Here is an 18925-nt window from a genome sequence, read left to right on the forward strand (position 1 = left end):
TCGCGCGGTGACGCCGCTTCGCGCAACAGGTTTGCCCCCTCGCCTCGCCTTGTAAATTACTGATCCGGGCCAAGCGTTTACCGCTAGACGCATGCGCGGAGGGCAATGCATCAAACACCCAACGGTTTCTCATTGGTTGGGTTTTGGCGCAGACATGAACAAGCTTTTCACCACCGCATTCACAGTTCTGGCACTGGGCAGCACACCCGCCTTCGCTCAGCCGACTGACATTCTCAATGTGTCCTATGACATTGCGCGCGAGCTGTTCGAGGCCGTCAACACGGCCTTCGTTCCAGCCTATGCTGCAGCATCGGGCACCACAGTCACCGTCAACCAGTCCCACGCCGGTTCGTCCGCACAGGCTCGCGCTGTGATCGAAGGTCTGCCGGGCGATGTCGTGACCTTCAATCAGGTCGTCGATATCGAAAAGCTGGCGGATGCCGGTTTCGTGTCGGCCGATTGGGCGACCGAGTTCCCCAACAATGCCTCGCCCTTCTATTCGCTGCCAGCGTTCCTCGTGCGCGCCGGCAACCCAAAGGGCATCAAGGACTGGGGCGATCTGGCCGCTGACGGCGTTCAGGTGATTTTCCCGAACCCAAAGACCTCAGGCAATGGCCGCTACACCTACCTCGCCGCTCGCGCCTGGGCCAATGAGGAATATGCTGGTGACGAGGCCAAAGTCGAAGAGTTCCTGACCAAGCTGTTCAACAACGTTCCAGTGTTCGAGACCGGCGGCCGCGCAGCGACGACTGCGTTCACCGAGCGCGCGCTAGGCGACGTGCTGGTGACCTTCGAAGCTGAAGTACTTGGCGTGCGCCAGCAGCTCGGCGCTGACAAGTATGACGCCGTGATCCCAAGCGTCAGCCTGCTTTCCGAGTTTCCGGTCGCCATTGTCGACAAGGTTGTCGATGCCCGTGGCAGCCGTGATATTGCCAAAGCCTATCTCGATTTCCTCTACACCCCAGAAGGCCAGGAAATCGCAGCCTCGCACTTCAACCGCGTCAATGACGAGACGGTTGCCGCTGCTCACGCCGCTGACTTCCCAGAAGTTCGCCTCGTGACCGTGGAAGATGCATTCGGCGGCTGGAAAGCCGTTTCCGCAGAGCACTTCGCCGATGGCGGCCTGCTGGATAAGGTTTTCCTGAACCAGTAATCGCCGACTGACATTTCTTTGCGGCGTGGCTCAAACGAGCCGCGCCGTTTGCGCTTGAGGGGTTCAATGGCACAGCGACGCAGCAAACACCTGCTGCCCGGGTTCGGGCTGACGCTGGGCGTGTCCATGCTCTACCTGACCATCATCATTGCCCTGCCGATCATGGCCATGTTGCTCAAGGTCGCCGGGATGGGTTGGGATGATTTCTGGCGCATTGTCGCCTCCAACCGCTCGTTGGCTGCCTATCGCATCACCTTCACCTCAGCGTTGGTCGCCACTGTGTTCAACGGCATTTTCGGGTTGCTGCTCGCCTGGGTGCTGACGCGATACACTTTCCCGGGCAAGCGCGTTCTCGATGCGCTGGTGGACCTGCCTTTCGCGCTGCCGACGGCGGTTGCCGGTCTGGTTCTGGTGACGCTGTTTGCCGACACGGGCTGGTATGGGCAGATTCTTGAGCCCAACGGCATCAAGGTCAACTACACTCAGCTTGGCATTATTGCGGCGATGACCTTCACCTCGATCCCCTTCGTGGTTCGCACGGTTCAGCCTGTGCTCGAAGAGGTGGAAAGCGACCTTGAGGAGGCAGCGCAGACGCTGGGCGCGACACGCTGGCAGGTGTTCGCCCGGGTGATCTGGCCAACCATACTGCCCGCCTTCATGGCCGGGTGCGTGCTGTCTTTCGCCCGAAGCCTTGGTGAGTTTGGCGCGGTGGTGTTCATCGCCGGTAACCTGCCGGGCTTCACCGAGATTGTGTCCCTGCTGATCTATATCCGGCTCGATGAGTTCAACTATCCCGGCGCGGCGGCGCTGGCATTCATCCTGCTGCTGACGGCCTTCCTTACTCTTGCCGCCACCAACGCCCTGCAGGCGTGGCAGGTGCGCTATGCGGACAGGAGCCGGTGATGACAGCCAAGATCGTTCGTTCGCCGGCCGAAATCACCCTGATCGGACTGGCCTTTGTGTTTTCGGCGCTGATCCTATTGGTGCCGCTGGCACTGATCTTTGCCTTTGCATTGCGCGAAGGCGTCGGCGCCTATTTCGCCAATATCCTCGAGCGCAATACGTTGCACGCCATTGGCGTGACTGTGCTGACGGCCGTTATCGTGGTGCCGATCAACATCGTCATCGGTATTTGCGTTGCGTGGCTGGTGACGCGGTTCAAGTTTCCGGGCCGCCAGCTGGTCATCACCTTTGTCGAGCTGCCGGCGTCGGTCAGCCCGATCGTGGCGGGCGTGGTCTATCTGTTCCTCTACGGCAATCAGGGCCTGCTTGGCCCGCTCCTTCAGTTCGCCAATATCCAGCTGATGTTCACCGTTACGGCGATCATTCTGGTGAGCCTGTTCGTCACTGCACCCTTCGTCGCGCGCGAGCTGATACCGCTGATGCAACAACAGGGCACCGAGGACGAGGAAGCCGCACTATCGCTTGGCGCGAATGGCTGGCAGATGTTCTGGCATGTGACCCTGCCCAATATCCGCTGGGCGCTGCTCTATGGCGCGGTGCTGACCAATGCGCGCGTGATGGGCGAATATGGCGCGGTGTCGGTGGTGTCGGGGTCCATTCGTGGCCAGACCAATACGCTGCCGCTGCAGATTTCGCAGCTGTTCAACGATTTCAACATCGCCGGAGCGTTTGCGGCAGCGTCGACATTGGCGCTGATCGCGGTGGTGACGCTGGTGTTGAAGGCCGGGCTTGAGGGGCGCGGCTGGCGATAAGCCTGCGCTGTGTGGGGAGAGGCCCTCGGATCAAGTCCGAGGGCGCGCCGGTGGGTGGGATGGATGGTTGGATGGCGTACAAATGACGTCATCATCCACAGCGTCTGCGAAAGCGGGAATCTCACTTGGGATGAAGGGGGATTCCCGCTTTCGCGGGAATGACGTGGTGGTTGGCGGCGGGCACGGAAACGCGGGAGCGTGAACCTCACCGCGCTTCCACTCCGTCCATCACTTCCAGCTTTTTAGACCCAGCAGTCTCTCGCCTAGCTCCGTCAATTTCGCGGTTTTTGCGTTCTTCTTTTCCCACTCGCGCGGATCGCCCGGAAAGGCGTCGCGCTGGGGGTGGTCGAGTTCGCGCCAGAGGCGGATGCGCTCGGTGCGTTCGGCCACATTGGCCTCGTCGGCGGGGTACATCGAGATGTATTGCGCCATGCGCACGCGGTCCTTGGAGTGGTTGGGGCGGACGCCATGGGCGAGCAGCGTGTTGAAGATCATAAGATCGCCCGGCTCCATTTCGATATTAGTGATCTTTAGGCCAGTGGTGTCCGGATGCATCGGGTCGCGGTCGGCGGGCTGGGTCTTCACCCAATTGTCGAAGTCGTAGAATAGCTCGGGAATGCACTGGAAGCCGCCGACGTCGCCATCCTGTTTCACCAGGCTCAACACGCCCTGCACGCCAATCGGCAGCGGATCGAGCGAGGTGTCGCTATCCCAGTGGATGAAGCCGTTCGGGTTGCCGTGTACCTTTTTGGGCACATTGAGATTGGCGCGGTCGATGCTGGTCCAAAGTTCCTCGATGTCCCAGATGTCGACAAAGGCGTCATAGACGCGCGGCTCCATACGGTTATCCCAGAGTAGCTGGTGGTTGTAGATCTCGACCATGCCGGTGCCATTGAGCTCCTTCATGATGTGATCGCGGCGCTGCGGTGCGTACCAGCTGGTCTGGTCGCCCGGATCCTTTTCATCAAATTCCCAAAGCAAAGCCTTGAGCCGCTCGACATTTTCCTGCGGCACCGCACCGCGCACAATCACATAGCCCTTGGTCACCCAATGCTCCCAATCCTCTGGGCTCAGCACCCGGAGCGGCAGCTTCTTGACGATATCCTTGAGCTGGGTGGTAACGACCTGCGTCGTCGGATGGCTGTCGCGTTTGGTGGCGGTCTGCATGTTCGGCTCCCATTTCCGTCCCCCTCGGGGCTTGCTGATGGGATGAGGCTAGCCCCACTTCGGGCGCCATACTTGCCGTGGGCTGGCAAATATCGATACTATTCTGGCGCAATCACTCACGAGTCCGCCACATGAAGGCTTATCTTGAACGTCTGACCACGGAAGACGATGCCTCCTGGGCCATGCTCAATCGGCGGCTAGACGATGGCATTCCGTTTTTGTGGCATCATCATCCCGAGTTTGAATTGACGCTGACGCTGAACTCGCGCGGGCAGCGGTTCATTGGCGACCATATCGGACGCTATGAGGATGGCGATCTGGTGTTGATCGGCCCCTATCTGCCGCACACCTGGCACTCGCTGGAGCGCGACGACAAGGAACAGCCGCATACCGCGCTGGTGATGTGGTTCCTACCCGAATGGGCGGAGCGACTGACCGCGAATGCCGAGCTGCGCGCAGTAGCGGATATGCTCGCCCGCGCGGCGACTGGGCTGCATTTCTCCGCCGCAGCCGCAGCCGCGGTACGCCCGCAGATCGAGACGCTGTTCACGCTCCCCACTGTCGAGCGGTTTCTGGCGCTGGTGGGCATTCTTACCCAGTTGGCGCGAGACAAGGACGCGGTGCCACTCTCGACCACAGCGCCGGAGGCGACTGCCGCTGCCGAGCGCGGTCGGATAGATCGGGTGCTCAACCACATTCACAGCAATTTCGCAGAGCCCATCACCATTGCGCAGCTGGCCGATGTCGCGGCACTGAGCCCCTCGGGGCTGCATCGGACATTTTTGCGCCATACGCGGCAGACGGTCAGCCAATACCTGATCCGACTTCGGATCGGGCGGGCCTGCGCCCTGCTCTCTTCGGGCAGCATGCCGATCGGGCAGATCGCGGGCGAAGTGGGCTATGACTCGCTGGCCAACTTCAACCGTCAGTTCAAGGCGCTCAAGGGCACTACGCCGCGCGCTTACCGGGCGGTGTTTCAGGCCTGAGCCCGCCGTCAAATCCCTTGCGGTCACGGCCCCAAGGGATAGACAGGATTGACCGTTTGCCGAACTGCGAGGTTGTGCCATGCACACCACCCACACCATTGCGCTGCCGAACCGCCCCCCGCTGATCCTTGGTCAACGGGCGCTTGTCATGGGCATTCTCAATGTCACACCAGACAGCTTTTCGGATGGCGGGCAGCACAACCTCATCGAGAATGCCGTGGCACATGCGCAGGCGATGATCGCCGATGGCGCCGATATCATCGACATTGGTGGCGAGAGCACACGCCCGGGCGCGGCACTGGTGTCGGTGCAGGAGGAACTGGACCGAGTGATGCCGGTCATCGATGCGCTGGTGGCGGCCGGGATCACCACGCCGATCTCCATCGACAGCTACAAGCCGCTAGTGGCGGATCAGGCCATTCAGGCGGGGGCGAGCATCATCAATGACGTGCACGGACTGCAAGGCGCGCCGGAGATGGCTGAGATTGCGGCGCTGCATAGCGTGCCCGTGATTGCGATGCACTGGGACAAGGTACGCGACGAGGCCAAGCCGATCATAGCCGAAATGGCGCGGTATTTCGAGACGACTCTGGCGCTGGCCAAGGCGGTTGGCGTTGGGCGGGAGCGGATCATCCTTGATCCCGGCTTTGGCTTCGGTAAGTCGCTGGCGGAGAACTATGAAGTGTTACGCGAACTCACAGAAGTGCAGCCGCGCGGAATGCCCATTCTGGTTGGCACGTCGCGCAAGTCCATGATCGGGCGGCTGCTCGACATCCCGGCAGATGAGCGGCTAGCGGGGACCATTGCGACGACTGTGGCGGGCTATCTCAAGGGCGGGCATATCTTTCGTGTGCACGACGTACGTGCCAATCGCGATGCCCTTCGCGTGGCGCAGGCAACGCTGTATGGTCCGCCAACCGAACTGGGGTAAGACCATGACCGATGCTTACACGGGCGACCGTATCATCCTGAAAGACCTAGGCTTTTACGGCTACCACGGCCTCTTCGCCGAGGAGAAAAAGCTCGGTCAGCGATTCTTCATTGACCTCGAGCTGGGTGTGGATCTGACCGAGGCGGCCGAGACCGACAAGCTCAGCGCCGGGATTTCCTATGCCGATATCTATGACACCGTGAAGGCTAGCTTTGAGAGCCAGCCAATGCGGTTGCTGGAAGCTGTTGCGCAGAATGTCAGCGTGGCGCTGTTCGACGGCTTCGAGAAGATCAACTGGATCATCATCCGCATTCGCAAGCCTGAGGCACCAATCGCCATGGTGCGCGGCGAAGTGGCGATCGAGCTGCAGCGGGTTCGTAAGGCCAAATGAGCGGAAAAGCCTGGCTCAGCCTCGGCGCCAATATCGGCGACCCCAAAGCGCAGCTTGCCGATGCCGTGCGCCGCATCGATGCGCATGCTGACATTCAGGTCGTGGCGCAGTCTTCGGTGCTATCAACCAAGGCCTGGGGCAAGACGGACCAGCCGGACTTCGCCAATATGGCGATGGGGGTAGAGACGACGCTATCACCCCTGGACCTGCTGGATGCCGTGTTGGGCATCGAGCTGGAAATGGGGCGCGTGCGCAAAGAAGTCTGGGGCCCGCGTGTCATCGACATCGATGTGATTGCCTATGACAACGTGCAGATGCAAAGCGAGCGCCTGACCCTGCCCCACCCCTATGCGCATGAGCGGGATTTTGTGCTCGATCCACTGGGCGAGATATCGCCGGAGACCGTGGCTTGGGTGAAGCAGGTGGCGCAGGGCTGATTGGCCTACTTGGCTTGCCTCAATCCATCCTCCCCACCGGCGCTTCCCTCGGACTTGATCCGAGGGTCACTGTCGGCTCACCCTGCGTTGCGGCAGGCCCTCGGATCAAGTCCGAGGGCAGCAGTTGTGGGTGGGGGATGTTTGGGCGGTTAAGCCGAGGCAGGAAGGATACCCCCTCCCGGCCTCCCCCTGAAAAGGGGGAGGAGTTGATCGCGTTTGGGGCGATATTCTGCAATGCGCAACGGCCAGTTCCTCCCCCTATCAGGGGGAGGTTAGGAGGGGGTACTCCGAAGTTTGCAACTTACGGCCGCAGCGCGTCCAGCACAGCGACCGCCGTATCGAATTCCACGCGGCGGAGGGCGCGGCGGGTTTCGGCTTCTTCGTCCTGGCCCCAGAGGCCAATCTGGAAATCCTCGTCGACATGCGCCGCAGCCCAGACTTCGTCGGGGGTGAGCAACTGGTTCCAGAGGGCGATGGCGAGAAGGCCCGAGCCCGTGAGACCGGTAATCGACACCAGTGTGGTCAGCACGAGAAGACCTTCGTCCTGCAGGCGTTCGGCCAGCTTGGCGATGGTGGCTTCTGGTTGCGGCTGGTGGATGATGCCGACGGTGGGCTGGAACTTGACCTCGAAGTGGCGCGCCAGCCTCACCAGTGCCTGATCCCAAAGCGCGTCCTGTGCATCGACCAGCGCCTTGGGCGAGTCGGCGCGATAGAGCAGCAGATCGCCGGCAGCGAACTTGATCACCTCGTCGCGGAACGCCGGGATCATGTCTTCGCCGCTTTCGACGGCGGAGTTGACCAGACGGACGGTCGGCATGGTGCCGGGATCGATGTGAGTGCCCTGTGCCGCCCATTCCTCGGCCATGGTGGTGGCAATGGACGCTGCAGGTACGATGACCGGAATCTTGTGGCCGGGCGTACGCACCTGGCGGCCATCAAGGGTCACGACAAAGCCGCGATCGACTGGCGCAACGCCAACATCCTTGTAGAACCGCTTGGGCAGCTCGACCTTGTCGAGCGCCTGCGCGCGGCCATAGCCGTCATCGATGTGCTTCTGGGCGTCTTCGAGCTGATCGCGCATGGCTTACTCCAGTACAGTCCGGATCGCGCTGTCGAGCTGGTCGTAGCGGTCGATCATGGCATTGGCGCCAGCAGCGATCAATTCGCGCGGCTCGTGATAGCCCCAGGTAACGCCGATGGTGCGGCAACCGGCAGCCACACCCATTTCGATATCGAACGTGGTGTCGCCGATCATCACGGTCTGCTCAGGGGTCGCGCCGGTTTCGCGCATCGCCGTTTCGAGCATGCCCGGATGGGGCTTGGATGGATTGTGGTCGGGCGTCTGCAGGGTCACGAAGTAATCGGCGATGCCATGCAGGCCGAGAATGCGATGCACGCCGTTGAGGCCCTTGCCGGTGGCAATGCCCAGCAGCACATCGTCCTGCGCCTTGAGGCGATTGAGCGCATCGAGCGTGCCGGGGAACAGGGATTCGCGATTGCCGGAGTTGATCAGCGAGTCCTTGTAGTGCGTACGGTAGCTCTCGACGAGCTTGGCCACCAGTACGTCATCATCGGTATGAGCCAGCCGAGCCAGCGCCAGCGGCAACGACAGGCCAATGACGCGACGCGATTCAGCAGGTGTCGGCGGCGTAAGGCCCGCACCGAGGAACGTTGTCGCCATGTGCTCGGAGATGAGCTCCTGGGTGTCGATCAGCGTTCCGTCCATATCGAAGACGACGAGTTTCATTCGCCGTCCTCCGGATCCCCGCTGACGTCGTAACGGTCGGGGTCGAAGCCGAGGGCTTCAAAGGTCTGGCGCATATGGGGCGGCAGTGGCGCCGAAATGTCGAGGCGCTTGCCATTGCGCAGCGGCAGCGCAATGCGACGCGCATGCAGTTGCAGGCCTTCGCCTAGGCCAGGCGCGCCCTGATAGTTCTCGATGTTGAAATAGCGCGGGTCGCCGATGATGGGCGTGCCGAGCTGAGCCATGTGTACGCGCAGCTGATGGGTGCGCCCCGTGACGGGCTTGAGCGTGACCCAGGCGAAGCGGCGGCTGGCCGTATCAGTGGTCGAATAATAGCTCAGCGAGTGCTGCGAGCCCGGCGTGCCGTTTCGTACCACAACCATCTGCTCGCCATCGTCAGTGCTCTGGCGGGCGAGGAAGCAGGAGATTTCGCCCTGCTGGGGATGAGGATTGCCGGCGACCACAGCCCAATAGATCTTGCGCGCCGAACGCGAGCGGAACACGGTGCCGAAATGACTGGCGGCAACCTTGGTCTTGGCGACGACGAGGCAGCCCGAAGTGTCGCGGTCGAGGCGATGAACCAGACGTGGAGGCTCGCCCTTTTTGTTGGGGAGGCTCTTCAGCATGCCGTCGATATGGCGCTTGGTGCCGCTACCGCCCTGCACTGCCAGACCATGAGGCTTGTTGAAGACATAGATGTCCTCGTCCTCATAAAGGATCAGGCCGCGCAGGAATTCGGCGTCGGCGTCGCTGACCTTCACCGGCTTGACGACGTCGGCGTCATCAATCGGGGGAATGCGCACGGTCTGGCCGGGAGACAAGCGCGTGCTCGTCGTCACCTTGGCCTTGTCGACCTTGACCTCGCCATTGCGGATCAGCTTTTGCAGTCGGCCAAAGCCAAGCTGGGGGAAATGATTGGCAAACCAGCGGTCGAGACGCATGCCGTCTTCGTCATCACTTACTTGCCGCTGTTGTACGCCACTCATGCCACGCCTCGGGTCACCAAAAGTCCGAGATAAAGCCCAATGAGACAAACCACAACCGACAACAGCACATAGAGGCCAGCCGAAAGCCATTCTCCCCGCTCAATCAGCTCGATTGTGTCCAATGAGAACGCGGAAAATGTGGTGAAGCCCCCCAAAACGCCCACGGCGACGAACAATCGCAGGTCTGGCGCCCAGTTTGCGTTGATGCGACCGAGCATCCCGATGAACAGACCCATAGCGGTGGAGCCAAGAATATTGATCAGCAAGGTCGAGAGCGGGAAGGACATTGGCAACGCTCGATTGATCCAGCTGCCGAAGCCGTAGCGCGCCATTGCGCCCATGGCGCCACCCAGCCCGACTAGAAAAAACGTACGTATTTGCAAGAGATCAACCAATTGGCTAACTCGTCACTTTAGAGGGCAGCATTCCCGCAGAGCATGCCATAGATTAGCGCCGATTCTGGGGGGATAAACTGATGCGGGCCTGTTTCCTGATGCGCGCGGGCGCAATTGTTGCGGCAACGCTGCTGTTGTCGGCCTGTGGCGTGGGGATGCTTGGCCGCAATGCCCTGCCTGTCGAATTGACCGCAGATGCTGTTGTCGCGGGCAACCAGACGCTCCGCTATTGGGGCGACGATCCGGAATTCGTGGCCACCCATTCCAGCGTGAAAGCCGGCAGCGACGGGATCGTCGACTATCTCACATTGTCAGGTGGCGGTATTAACGGTGCGTATGGCGCAGGGTATCTGGTCGGCTGGACAGCCAAAGGCACCCGTCCGGACTTCGAAGTCGTCACCGGCATCAGCGTCGGCGCCATGATGGCTCCCCTAGCCTTTCTTGGTCCGCAATATGACGGGCGGTTGCAGGCGGCGTTCTCGACGCTCACCGAACAGACCACCATGCGGATCGATTTCATCTCGGCGTTGTTTGGCGCCTCCTCGGTCATGGACAACAAGGTTATTCTGTCTGCCATCCGGCAGCTGGTCGATGAACAAGTGATCCGCGAAGTTGCCATTGCCCATCGTCAGGGGCGCCGGCTTTACATCGGCACCACGAACCTTGATGCGCAGCGCCCGGTGATCTGGGACATTGGCGCCATCGCCGTCAGCAACATTCCCAACAAGCTCGAGCTGGTGCACCGTATCATTCTGGCGTCGACTGCCGTGCCGGGCGTCTTCCCGCCAGTGCTGGTCGACGTTTCGGCCAAGGAAAACGCATTCGACGAGTTGCATGTCGATGGCGGTGTCACCCAGCAGGTTCTGCTGATGCCCGGCGGCTACAAGAACGGGCGCGGCAACCAGAAGCTCTATGTGATCTTCAATGGTGTGGTTGATCCCACCCCGAGCAATGTCACCAAGCTGGCCAGTATCGACCTGCTGGGACGCGCGGTTCCGACAATGCTGAAATATCTCGGCCGTGCCAATCTGGAGCAGCTGGCCAATACCGCCTCGCGCAACAACATAGCCTTCCGCCTGTCGGCTATTCCCGCAGACTTCCCCGAGAGCAAGGGTATCCTTGGCGATCGCGCGTGGCTGGGCCAGCTATTTGACTTCGGCTTTGCCAATGGCAAGGCGGGCGCCTGGCAGAACACCCCAAGGTAGGCGGAAGAAACTCAGTCTTCCGCCCGCTTGGACGCTCTCAGCCGCTCAAAATACTCAACCCGCTTACGCAGGTCGCGCTCGAACCCACGCTCGACGGGCTCGTAGAATTTCTGGCGACCGATTTTTTCGGGGAAGTATTCCTGCCCGGAAAAGGCCTCGGGCGTGTCGTGGTCGTAGATATAGCCGTCCCCATAACCAGAGCCCTTCATGAGCTTGGTGGGCGCGTTGAGGATGACCATGGGCGGCATCGGCGAGCCGGTGGCCTTGGCGACGCTCATGGCGCCCTTATAGGCGGTGTAGACGGCGTTCGATTTGGGCGCGAGCGCCAGATAAACCACAACTTGCGCCAGAGCCAGTTCGCCCTCGGGAGAACCAAGCATCTGGAACGCATCGCGGGCCGCCACGGCTTGCGGCAGGGCTTGGGGATCGGCAAGGCCGACATCCTCGACGGCCATGCGGATCAGGCGGCGCGCCAAAAACAGCGGATCCTCACCGGCATCGAGCATGCGGGCGAAATAATAGAGCGCCGCGTCGGGGTCTGAACCACGGATGGTTTTGTGCAAGGCGGAGATGAGGTTGTAGTGCCCATCCTGCGCCTTATCGTAGATCGGCGCACGGCGCTGGATCACGGTGAGCATGGTGGCGGCATCAAGTGTTTCGCCCGGCTTTACGGAAGATAGAACCTCCTCCACAAGCCCCAGCAGGGCGCGCCCGTCGCCGTCGGCCAGCGTCAGCAGCGTCTGGCGCGCCTCCGGCTCCAGCGGCAGCGCAGCACCTGTCAGCGCCTCGGCACGCGTCACCAGCTTTTCGAGATCATCCAGCCCAAGCGATTCAAAGCGCAGCACCTGACTACGCGAGAGCAGAGCGGCATTGAGTTCAAACGACGGGTTTTCCGTCGTCGCGCCGACCAGCACGACCGTGCCGTCTTCCATGACGGGCAGGAAACCATCCTGTTGCGCGCGGTTGAAGCGGTGAATTTCATCGACGAACAGCAGCGTCTTGTGGCCGGAGAGGCGCTCGAAGCGCGCCTTCTCGAAGACCTTCTTGAGGTCAGCCACGCCAGAGAACACGGCGGAAATCTGCTCAAAGCGATAACCGATCTGATCGGCCAGAAGCCGCGCAACGGTGGTCTTGCCGGTGCCCGGCGGGCCCCAGAGGATGAGGGACCCCAGACGGCCAGAGGCGATCATGCGGCGCAGCGTGCCGTCCGGGCCGAGCAAATGGGTTTGCCCGATCACGTCATCAAGCGTCTGTGGGCGCAGCTGATCGGCCAGCGGTCGCGCGCGGTCGGTTTCGGAGGGGGCGGCAGCGAAAAGATCGGACATGGAGCGAGTTCTAGCCGATTGCTATCGCCGTCTCCAGCGGCGAACGACACGAAAACCCAGCAGCGTGACTTTGGCAGTCAGCCAGAAGGACAGCAACACGCCGAGCACGCCTGCAAACATCAGCATGGCCGGATAGATGGCCCCCGACAGTTCCCATGCCGAAAGCGGCCCGGGCGTCGGCAGGACGTAAATGGCCCAAGCCGCCGCCATCAGCACAAAAACGGCGCAAAAAATGTAGATGACCATCCCCATAGCCGGACCTTACCCCATTCACGCCGGCCTTCCAGCTCTGCCCCGCGCCGCTAGCCGCCGACAATGCTGCGAATGACCTGCCCGCCGCGCTGCAGGATGATCTGCCAGGTGCGCGTCCGTGTTGAGGCCGTGTCGGAAAACACCTTAGCAGTGTCCATGGCGGTGTTATTGAGCGAGACGATAATGTCGTCCACGCGTAGGCCCATCTGCTCGGCAGGCGAGCCCTGCGCCACAGCGGTCACGATGACACCCTTGGAATCGTAGGGCAAACCCTTGGACTCGGCGAGCGCGGGATCGATTTGTCGCACACTCGTGCCTGCAAATGCCGAGTTGCCGGAAATGGTGGCGACTGCATCGTCGGCAGGAATTGGTGCGGCCTCGACGGTGAAGTTCACCGTTTCCGACACACCGCCGCGCAGACGAACAAGCTGGGTAGCCTGTCCCACTGGCTTGGTGGCGAGGCGGAAGTTGAACGAGCTGGGATCATCGACCGTAATGCCATCGACCGACAGGATCACATCCCCCGCAGCAAAACCTGCGCGGGCCGCTGGGCCGTTTGGAGCGGTTTCGGTGATCAGTGCGCCGTGCGGCGCGTCCATGCCCAGGCTGGCAGCGATATCGGACGTAACGGCCTGCATCTTGGCGCCGAACCATGGGCGGACGATGGCTTTACCGGTGACGCCAGCATCGGCAACGAAGCGCGCCATATTGGCCGGAATGGCAAAGCCAATGCCAACCGAGCCGCCAGACTGGGAGTAAATCGCGGTGTTGATGCCGACGAGGTGGCCGTCTAGATCGACCAATGCGCCGCCCGAATTGCCGGGATTGATGGCCGCGTCGGTCTGGATAAAGAATTCATAGTCCGAGCGCTCAACCCCGGTTCGCGCCAGCGCCGAGACAATGCCGCTGGTCACGGTCTGGCCGACGCCAAAGGGATTGCCGATGGCCAAGACGAGATCGCCGACTTCGAGGGCGTCGGAATCAGCAAAGGTGATGGCCGGGAACGTCACCTTGCCGGGATCGCGCACGCGCAGCACGGCAAGATCGGTCTGCTCATCCTCGAGCACGATATCGACGGGGAATTCGCGGCCATCAGAGAGCGCGATGCGAACGTCGGTCGCCCCCTCGATGACGTGGCGATTGGTGAGGATAACGCCACTGGCCTCGGTGATGACCCCCGAGCCAAGTGACCGGGATTCGCGTGGCCGCGTCTGGAACTGGCCCTGCCCGAAGAAGCGGGAGAAGAACGGATCGTTTGCAAAGGGCGAGGTGGACTGCTGCTCGATGCGCGTAGCGTAAACATTGACCACCGACGGCGCGACGGCCTTCACCACAGGCGCAAAACTCAATTTGGTCTGCTGGGCGCTTGTCGGAACCACGCGCGTCGTGTCGGAGGCGGCGGCCGGAGGCGGCGGCGCGACCTGGGCGATACTGGGTGCATTGAACGGGGCAAAAGCAAGCGTACCGCCAATGGCTAGAACCGCAACAGCGGCTGCTGCAAGGATCAGCGTGCGTATCGACATCGAACCAACCTCCGGCGTGTGCGTTAGACCTCCCATGAGGCCCACGACCAACCCCAGCAAAACGCCCGGATTCTGTCACGAAAATGGCGTCACGCCAGCGTCTTAATCCCAGTCCAAATAATCGTTTGCGTAGGGGGGCACAGCGCCCTATATGCAGCGCTCAATTTACCGCTTCCCTCAAGCCCGAAAGGCAAGTCGTCAATGACCACTGAGCCGAAACACGTTTACTCGAACACCTCTGCCCTGATCGCGGCGGAATCGCCAGATTTCCCGGCCTTTCTGTTCTCTGAGCGTGAGCTGCACCGGGCCACAAAGGTGTTTCGCAAGGGCTTCGATGGCCTTTTGACCTATGCGGTCAAGTGCAACCCATCGCCCCACATCATTGCGCAACTGCATAACGAGGGTTTGAAGGCATTCGACGTCGCCTCGAACACCGAGATGGAACTCGTGCGCGACTACGCGCCCGGCGCCGTTATGCACTACAACAACCCGATCAAGAACAAGCGCGAGATTGCCCGCGCTTATGAAGAGTTCGGCGTCCGCTCCTTCACCATCGACCACCCCCAGCAGCTCGACCAGCTCGCAGCCGTGGTGTCGCCATCGCGCGATGTGGAAGTGACCACCCGTTTCAAGGCCGGCAAGGCGCTCAAGTCCTATGACTTCGGCATCAAGTTTGGCGTGATGGAACAGGGCGCGGCCGAAATCGTCACCATGGTCGACCAGATGGGCTACACGCCCAGCCTGTGCTTCCACGTCGGCAGCCAGTGCGAAGACGCTTATGCCTATGAGCGCCACATCGCAGCAGCAGCCCGTATTGCTACCGAGAGCGGCATCGAGCTCAAGCGCCTCAATATCGGCGGCGGCTACCCAGCCCCCTACCCGACCAGCGAAGCGCCGCCGATGGACTATTACTTCGAGACCATCTCGACCGCGGTGAAGGACAACTTCGGCAAGAGCCAGCCCGAGCTCATCATCGAGCCCGGCCGCGCCCTCGTCACCTCGTCCACCTCGCTTCTGCTGCGCGTCAAGCACCAGCGCGGCGGCCAGGCCGTCTATGTCAACGACGGCGCCTATGGCAGCCTGATGGAAGTGAAGTTCATGCACTTCACCCCACCAGTGCGCGTCTGGCGCGGCGCTCGCGTGCATGACAACGATGCGAACTTCTCCGAGTTCACCATCTGGGGCCCAACCTGCGACAGCTATGACGTACTGCCACAGGTCTTCACCCTGCCCGCAGACATCGACGAAGACGACTGGATCGAGTTCGGCCTGATGGGTGCCTACACCCAGGCGTCGCTGACCCCGTTCAACGGTTTTGATCGCCGCGATCAGTTCTGGGTCGACGAGGTCTACACTGGCAAAGACCAGCAGCCCGAGTAGTCTGCTACGATCTGAAAACTGAGAACTCCCGCTTCGGCGGGAGTTTTTGTCTCTAGCCTTTTCCACCCCGATTCCATTCGACATATCGGAACTGAAAATGCATCACATCCCGCCTCTGGCCGATTTCGGCCGCCGCATCATGATCAATGGCCCCAGCAATGCCGGCAAATCCACTCTGGGCGACGCCATAGCGCGCAAACTGGGCATACCAGTCGTGCATCTGGACCGCCTGAGCCACGAAGAACAAGGCACCTGGGTTCCCCGCGACAAGACCGAATTCCACTCCCTGCATGATGCTGCGATAACCGCAGACACCTGGGTCATGGATGGCAACTACACGGAAATCATGCCGCAGCGCTTTGCGCGCGCAACAGGCGTCGTGGTCATCGACGATCACTTCCTGCTTCGCTACCTGCGGTACTTCAACCGTACGCTTCTGCAGCGCCAACGCGTTGGCGGCCTCGAAAGCGACCGCGACGCCCTGAGCTGGGCGATGATCGCCTGGATATGGAAAACGCGGAACGCCGAAAAGTACCGTGTCGCAGCCCGCGATAGCGGCCTTCCCGTTGTGATTTGCCGCAACCGGCAGAATTGCAGGCGCTTTATGATGCGTGGGGCTTGGAACGGCGCGGCTAGGAGCCGCCCAACTCCTCCGCCAACCCGATCAGCAGCCCTTCAGGGCCACGGATGTAGCAGAGACTATAAGCGTCCTGATACCGCACGACTTCGCCGACCAGATGCGCGCCACGCGCCGTCAGCCTTTTGAGCGTATCCTCAAGATCAGTGACCGTGAACATAACGCGGAGATAGCCGAGCGCATTGACGGGGGCATTGCTGTGATCGGCCACCACTTCGGGCTCGATGAAACGGGACAGCTCCAGACGGCTATGCCCATCGGGCGTGCGCATCATGGCGATCTCGACATGCTGCTCTCCCAGCCCAGTCACGCGACCGGCCCAATCGCCTTCGATGACCGCGCGCCCCTCGAGCTCCAGGCCAAGTTCTGCGAAAAACTCGATCGCCGGACCAAGTTCACGTACAACGATGCCCATATTGTCCATGCGTTTGAGCGTCATGTTCCGGCTCCGCCAGTTGCTCTCAGTTCAAAGGACATTAGGCCTGCCTGACACACAAGGCAAAAAGCCAGCGCCCGCTCCGGAGCGTGCTAAGTCCAGAAGAAGACTATCGCCAACACAAATATGCCGAACCCCGCCAGACCGCCTCCCGCGTAGGTCTCAGCCATCGCCTGATCCATTCGCGTGACCTGCGTCAAGTTTTCGGGGTTCTGGATGACCTCAAAGTCGGCACCCACGCGCTGATTACTGGCACCACCGAGGTTCATGAAGACCCCGACTGTCCGGCCATCCCGCGTCACTTCTACATTGCCGGAGTAAATCCGGTTCAGGTTCCAGGAGCGGGATGGATTATCCGCCGCGAACCGCTCAACCTGGTCGCAGGGAATGACGAAAGGATCACTCCGTCGACGCGACAGGAGAGGCAGTGAATGCAACTGAATCTGGCACTCGACTTCCACTGACATGACACGGGCCTGCGCCACGGGCCAACCGTACTTCGCTGTGCCGAAATGCCAGACGAGCGCCCCAGCGATGAGCGCAACAATACCGATTGCAAACAGAAGGTAATGTCCGCCCTGCCCGTCGCTACTTCGCGCCCACATTACCGATGTCCCCGTCCCCCGACAGGCATCTCTAGCAAGCACACTTCAACGACAGGTGAATTTGGCATCCAATATTGCGGAGGCCACAATAACAAAGAGGCGGCCGCGTGGAACGCGACCGCCTCAATTGATCGACGATTAAAGACGCTTACGCGGCTTCGTATTCGTCGTCCTCGCGAGCCTGCACAGGACCGCTATCGAGGCCCTTTGCATTGACGTCGCGATCAACAAACTCGATCACTGCCATTGGCGCGTTGTCGCCATAGCGGAAACCAGCCTTCATGATGCGGATGTAGCCGCCCTGGCGTTCCTTGTAGCGTGGGCCAAGCACTGCGAAGAGCTTGGCAACCTGGCCTTCGTCACGGATCTGAGCGATCGCCTGACGACGAGCGTGCAGATCGCCGCGCTTGCCGAGGGTGATCAGCTTCTCAACGATCGGACGCAGGTCCTTCGCCTTTGGAAGCGTGGTAACGATCTGCTCGTGCTTGATCAGCGCGGCAGACATATTTGCGAACATCGCCTTGCGGTGGCTGGCGGTCCGATTGAGCTTGCGGCCGGAATTACCGTGGCGCATGGTGTTCTCCTAAAGTACTTGGCAGCGCGGGATCAGTAGTGATCTTCGTAGCGCTTAGCGAGGTCATCGATATTCTCGGGTGGCCAGTTGGCAACGTCCATTCCGAGATGAAGCCCCATCTGTGCCAGGACTTCCTTGATTTCATTGAGCGACTTGCGGCCGAAATTCGGAGTCCGCAGCATCTCGGCTTCTGTCTTCTGGATCAGATCGCCGATGTAAACGATGTTGTCGTTCTTGAGGCAGTTTGCCGAACGCACCGAAAGCTCGAGCTCGTCGACCTTCTTGAGGAGCGCTGGGTTGAAGGCCAATTCTGGAACGGCATCCTGTGCCTTTTCCTTGCTGGGCTCTTCGAAATTCACGAAGACCGACAGCTGATCCTGCAGAATGCGTGCAGCGTAAGCCACAGCGTCTTCTGGCGAGATCGCGCCATTGGTTTCCACCTGAAGGGTCAGCTTGTCCTTGTCCAGGCTCTCGCCGGCACGGGTTGCATCAACCTTGTAGGACACGCGACGAACTGGCGAGAACAGCGAGTCAACCGGGATATAGCCGATTGGTGCGTCTTCTGGACGGTTCTTGTCAGCGGCAACGTAACCCTTGCCGGTGTCGACGGTGAATTCGATGTTGATCTCGGCGCCATCATCGAGGTGACAGATCACGAGTTCTGGGTTCAGCACTTCGATATCGCCGGTGACTTTGATGTCGCCAGCGGTCACGGCACCTGGACCCTGCTTGGTCAGACCAAGACGCTTTGGGCCTTCGCCGCCCATCTTCAACGCGATTTCCTTCACGTTGAGGACGAGATCGGTAATGTCTTCGCGAACGCCCGGAAGCGACGAGAATTCATGCAGGATGCCGTCAATCTGGATTGCGGTAACTGCCGCGCCCTGAAGCGACGACAGCAGCACGCGACGCAGAGCATTACCAAGGGTAAGCCCGTAACCGCGCTCAAGCGGCTCGGCAACTACCGAAGCCACGCGCGCGTTGTCGCTGCCCGAAACAATCTCCAGCTTGGTCGGCTTGATCAGTTCTTGCCAGTTCCTCTGGATCGTCACGGTTATGTCCTTTCAAAATCGCGGCCCCAGC

General features: G+C 60.9%; 22 protein-coding genes. 9 read left to right on the top strand and 13 right to left on the bottom strand.

Annotation, left to right across the window (positions count from 1 at the left end; genetic code table 11):
• Positions 1-154 precede the first annotated feature (154 nt).
• The 3 genes from WH87_RS03860 to cysW all read left to right on the top strand — a co-directional run bounded on the left by WH87_RS03860 (position 155) and on the right by cysW (position 2868).
• Positions 155-1153: a sulfate ABC transporter substrate-binding protein gene (locus WH87_RS03860; protein ID WP_046138412.1), complete on the top strand. Its 999-nt coding sequence runs from the start codon at positions 155-157 to the stop codon at positions 1151-1153.
• Positions 1154-1219: 66 nt separating this feature from the next.
• The gene (gene cysT, locus WH87_RS03865) at positions 1220-2056 is read left to right on the top strand and encodes a sulfate ABC transporter permease subunit CysT (RefSeq protein ID WP_046138411.1); all 837 of its coding nucleotides are present in this window, start codon (positions 1220-1222) and stop codon (positions 2054-2056) included.
• A complete protein-coding gene (gene cysW, locus WH87_RS03870; RefSeq protein WP_046138410.1) occupies positions 2056-2868 on the top strand; it encodes a sulfate ABC transporter permease subunit CysW in 813 nt (270 codons plus the stop codon). The genes cysT and cysW overlap by 1 nt, the downstream gene beginning before the upstream one ends.
• Before the next feature lie 228 nt (positions 2869-3096).
• On the opposite strand, the gene WH87_RS03875 is transcribed toward cysW, so the two are convergent.
• A complete protein-coding gene (locus WH87_RS03875) occupies positions 3097-4035 on the bottom strand; it encodes a phytanoyl-CoA dioxygenase family protein (RefSeq protein ID WP_046138409.1) in 939 nt (312 codons plus the stop codon).
• A gap of 131 nt (positions 4036-4166) precedes the next feature.
• Here WH87_RS03875 and WH87_RS03880 point away from each other — a divergent pair, with 131 nt between their 5' ends.
• The 4 genes from WH87_RS03880 (at position 4167) to folK (ending at position 6780) form a co-directional block, all read left to right on the top strand.
• A complete protein-coding gene (locus tag WH87_RS03880; protein ID WP_046138408.1) occupies positions 4167-5021 on the top strand; it encodes a helix-turn-helix domain-containing protein in 855 nt (284 codons plus the stop codon).
• A gap of 79 nt (positions 5022-5100) precedes the next feature.
• Positions 5101-5952, top strand: a complete 852-nt coding sequence (folP, locus tag WH87_RS03885) for a dihydropteroate synthase (protein WP_046138407.1) — start codon at positions 5101-5103, stop codon at positions 5950-5952.
• 4 nt (positions 5953-5956) lie between these two features.
• Positions 5957-6343, top strand: a complete 387-nt coding sequence (gene folB, locus WH87_RS03890; RefSeq protein WP_046138406.1) for a dihydroneopterin aldolase — start codon at positions 5957-5959, stop codon at positions 6341-6343.
• Positions 6340-6780: a 2-amino-4-hydroxy-6-hydroxymethyldihydropteridine diphosphokinase gene (gene folK / locus WH87_RS03895; protein ID WP_046138405.1), complete on the top strand. Its 441-nt coding sequence runs from the start codon at positions 6340-6342 to the stop codon at positions 6778-6780. The genes folB and folK overlap by 4 nt, the downstream gene beginning before the upstream one ends.
• A gap of 301 nt (positions 6781-7081) precedes the next feature.
• Here the strand turns inward: folK and WH87_RS03900 are convergent, their stop codons facing one another.
• From WH87_RS03900 to crcB, 4 genes are read right to left on the bottom strand one after another with little or no spacing between them, the layout of a single operon-like run.
• Positions 7082-7861, bottom strand: coding sequence for an ATP12 family chaperone protein (locus WH87_RS03900; protein WP_046138404.1), 780 nt, complete (start codon positions 7859-7861; stop codon positions 7082-7084).
• 3 nt (positions 7862-7864) lie between these two features.
• Positions 7865-8527 carry an HAD-IA family hydrolase gene (locus WH87_RS03905; RefSeq protein ID WP_046138403.1) on the bottom strand — a complete coding sequence of 221 codons (663 nt, stop codon included), beginning with the start codon at positions 8525-8527 and terminating at the stop codon, positions 7865-7867.
• On the bottom strand, positions 8524-9510 hold the full coding sequence (locus WH87_RS03910; RefSeq protein ID WP_046138402.1) for an RluA family pseudouridine synthase: 987 nt from the start codon (positions 9508-9510) through the stop codon (positions 8524-8526). The genes WH87_RS03905 and WH87_RS03910 overlap by 4 nt, the downstream gene beginning before the upstream one ends.
• Positions 9507-9893 carry a fluoride efflux transporter CrcB gene (crcB, locus tag WH87_RS03915; protein WP_245622301.1) on the bottom strand — a complete coding sequence of 129 codons (387 nt, stop codon included), beginning with the start codon at positions 9891-9893 and terminating at the stop codon, positions 9507-9509. Before crcB ends, WH87_RS03910 begins: the two co-directional genes overlap by 4 nt.
• A gap of 92 nt (positions 9894-9985) precedes the next feature.
• Here crcB and WH87_RS03920 point away from each other — a divergent pair, with 92 nt between their 5' ends.
• A complete protein-coding gene (locus WH87_RS03920) occupies positions 9986-11110 on the top strand; it encodes a patatin-like phospholipase family protein (protein WP_082092487.1) in 1125 nt (374 codons plus the stop codon).
• Positions 11111-11121: 11 nt separating this feature from the next.
• Here WH87_RS03920 and WH87_RS03925 read toward each other — a convergent pair whose 3' ends face one another.
• From WH87_RS03925 to WH87_RS03935, 3 genes are read right to left on the bottom strand one after another with little or no spacing between them, the layout of a single operon-like run.
• Positions 11122-12435 carry a replication-associated recombination protein A gene (locus WH87_RS03925; RefSeq protein ID WP_046138399.1) on the bottom strand — a complete coding sequence of 438 codons (1314 nt, stop codon included), beginning with the start codon at positions 12433-12435 and terminating at the stop codon, positions 11122-11124.
• A gap of 21 nt (positions 12436-12456) precedes the next feature.
• On the bottom strand, positions 12457-12681 hold the full coding sequence (locus WH87_RS03930; RefSeq protein WP_046138398.1) for a hypothetical protein: 225 nt from the start codon (positions 12679-12681) through the stop codon (positions 12457-12459).
• Positions 12682-12737: 56 nt separating this feature from the next.
• A complete protein-coding gene (locus WH87_RS03935) occupies positions 12738-14210 on the bottom strand; it encodes a Do family serine endopeptidase (protein ID WP_082092534.1) in 1473 nt (490 codons plus the stop codon).
• Between the two features lie 201 nt (positions 14211-14411).
• Here WH87_RS03935 and WH87_RS03940 point away from each other — a divergent pair, with 201 nt between their 5' ends.
• The gene (locus WH87_RS03940) at positions 14412-15590 is read left to right on the top strand and encodes a type III PLP-dependent enzyme domain-containing protein (RefSeq protein ID WP_046138397.1); all 1179 of its coding nucleotides are present in this window, start codon (positions 14412-14414) and stop codon (positions 15588-15590) included.
• Between the two features lie 52 nt (positions 15591-15642).
• Here the strand turns inward: WH87_RS03940 and WH87_RS19505 are convergent, their stop codons facing one another.
• The 5 genes from WH87_RS19505 to WH87_RS03965 all read right to left on the bottom strand — a co-directional run bounded on the left by WH87_RS19505 (position 15643) and on the right by WH87_RS03965 (position 18900).
• Positions 15643-16038: a hypothetical protein gene (locus WH87_RS19505; protein WP_046138396.1), complete on the bottom strand. Its 396-nt coding sequence runs from the start codon at positions 16036-16038 to the stop codon at positions 15643-15645.
• A gap of 184 nt (positions 16039-16222) precedes the next feature.
• Positions 16223-16666 carry a VOC family protein gene (locus tag WH87_RS03950; RefSeq protein ID WP_046138395.1) on the bottom strand — a complete coding sequence of 148 codons (444 nt, stop codon included), beginning with the start codon at positions 16664-16666 and terminating at the stop codon, positions 16223-16225.
• 89 nt (positions 16667-16755) lie between these two features.
• Entirely contained in the window at positions 16756-17268 is a 513-nt protein-coding gene (locus WH87_RS03955) for a hypothetical protein (protein WP_046138394.1), read from the bottom strand.
• A 148-nt stretch (positions 17269-17416) separates the two neighbouring features.
• Positions 17417-17842: a 50S ribosomal protein L17 gene (gene rplQ, locus WH87_RS03960; RefSeq protein ID WP_046138393.1), complete on the bottom strand. Its 426-nt coding sequence runs from the start codon at positions 17840-17842 to the stop codon at positions 17417-17419.
• A 32-nt stretch (positions 17843-17874) separates the two neighbouring features.
• Positions 17875-18900 carry a DNA-directed RNA polymerase subunit alpha gene (locus WH87_RS03965; RefSeq protein WP_245622313.1) on the bottom strand — a complete coding sequence of 342 codons (1026 nt, stop codon included), beginning with the start codon at positions 18898-18900 and terminating at the stop codon, positions 17875-17877.
• Positions 18901-18925 lie beyond the last annotated feature (25 nt).

This window comes from Devosia epidermidihirudinis (assembly GCF_000971295.1).
GTDB classification, from domain to species: Bacteria; Pseudomonadota; Alphaproteobacteria; order Rhizobiales; family Devosiaceae; genus Devosia; species Devosia epidermidihirudinis.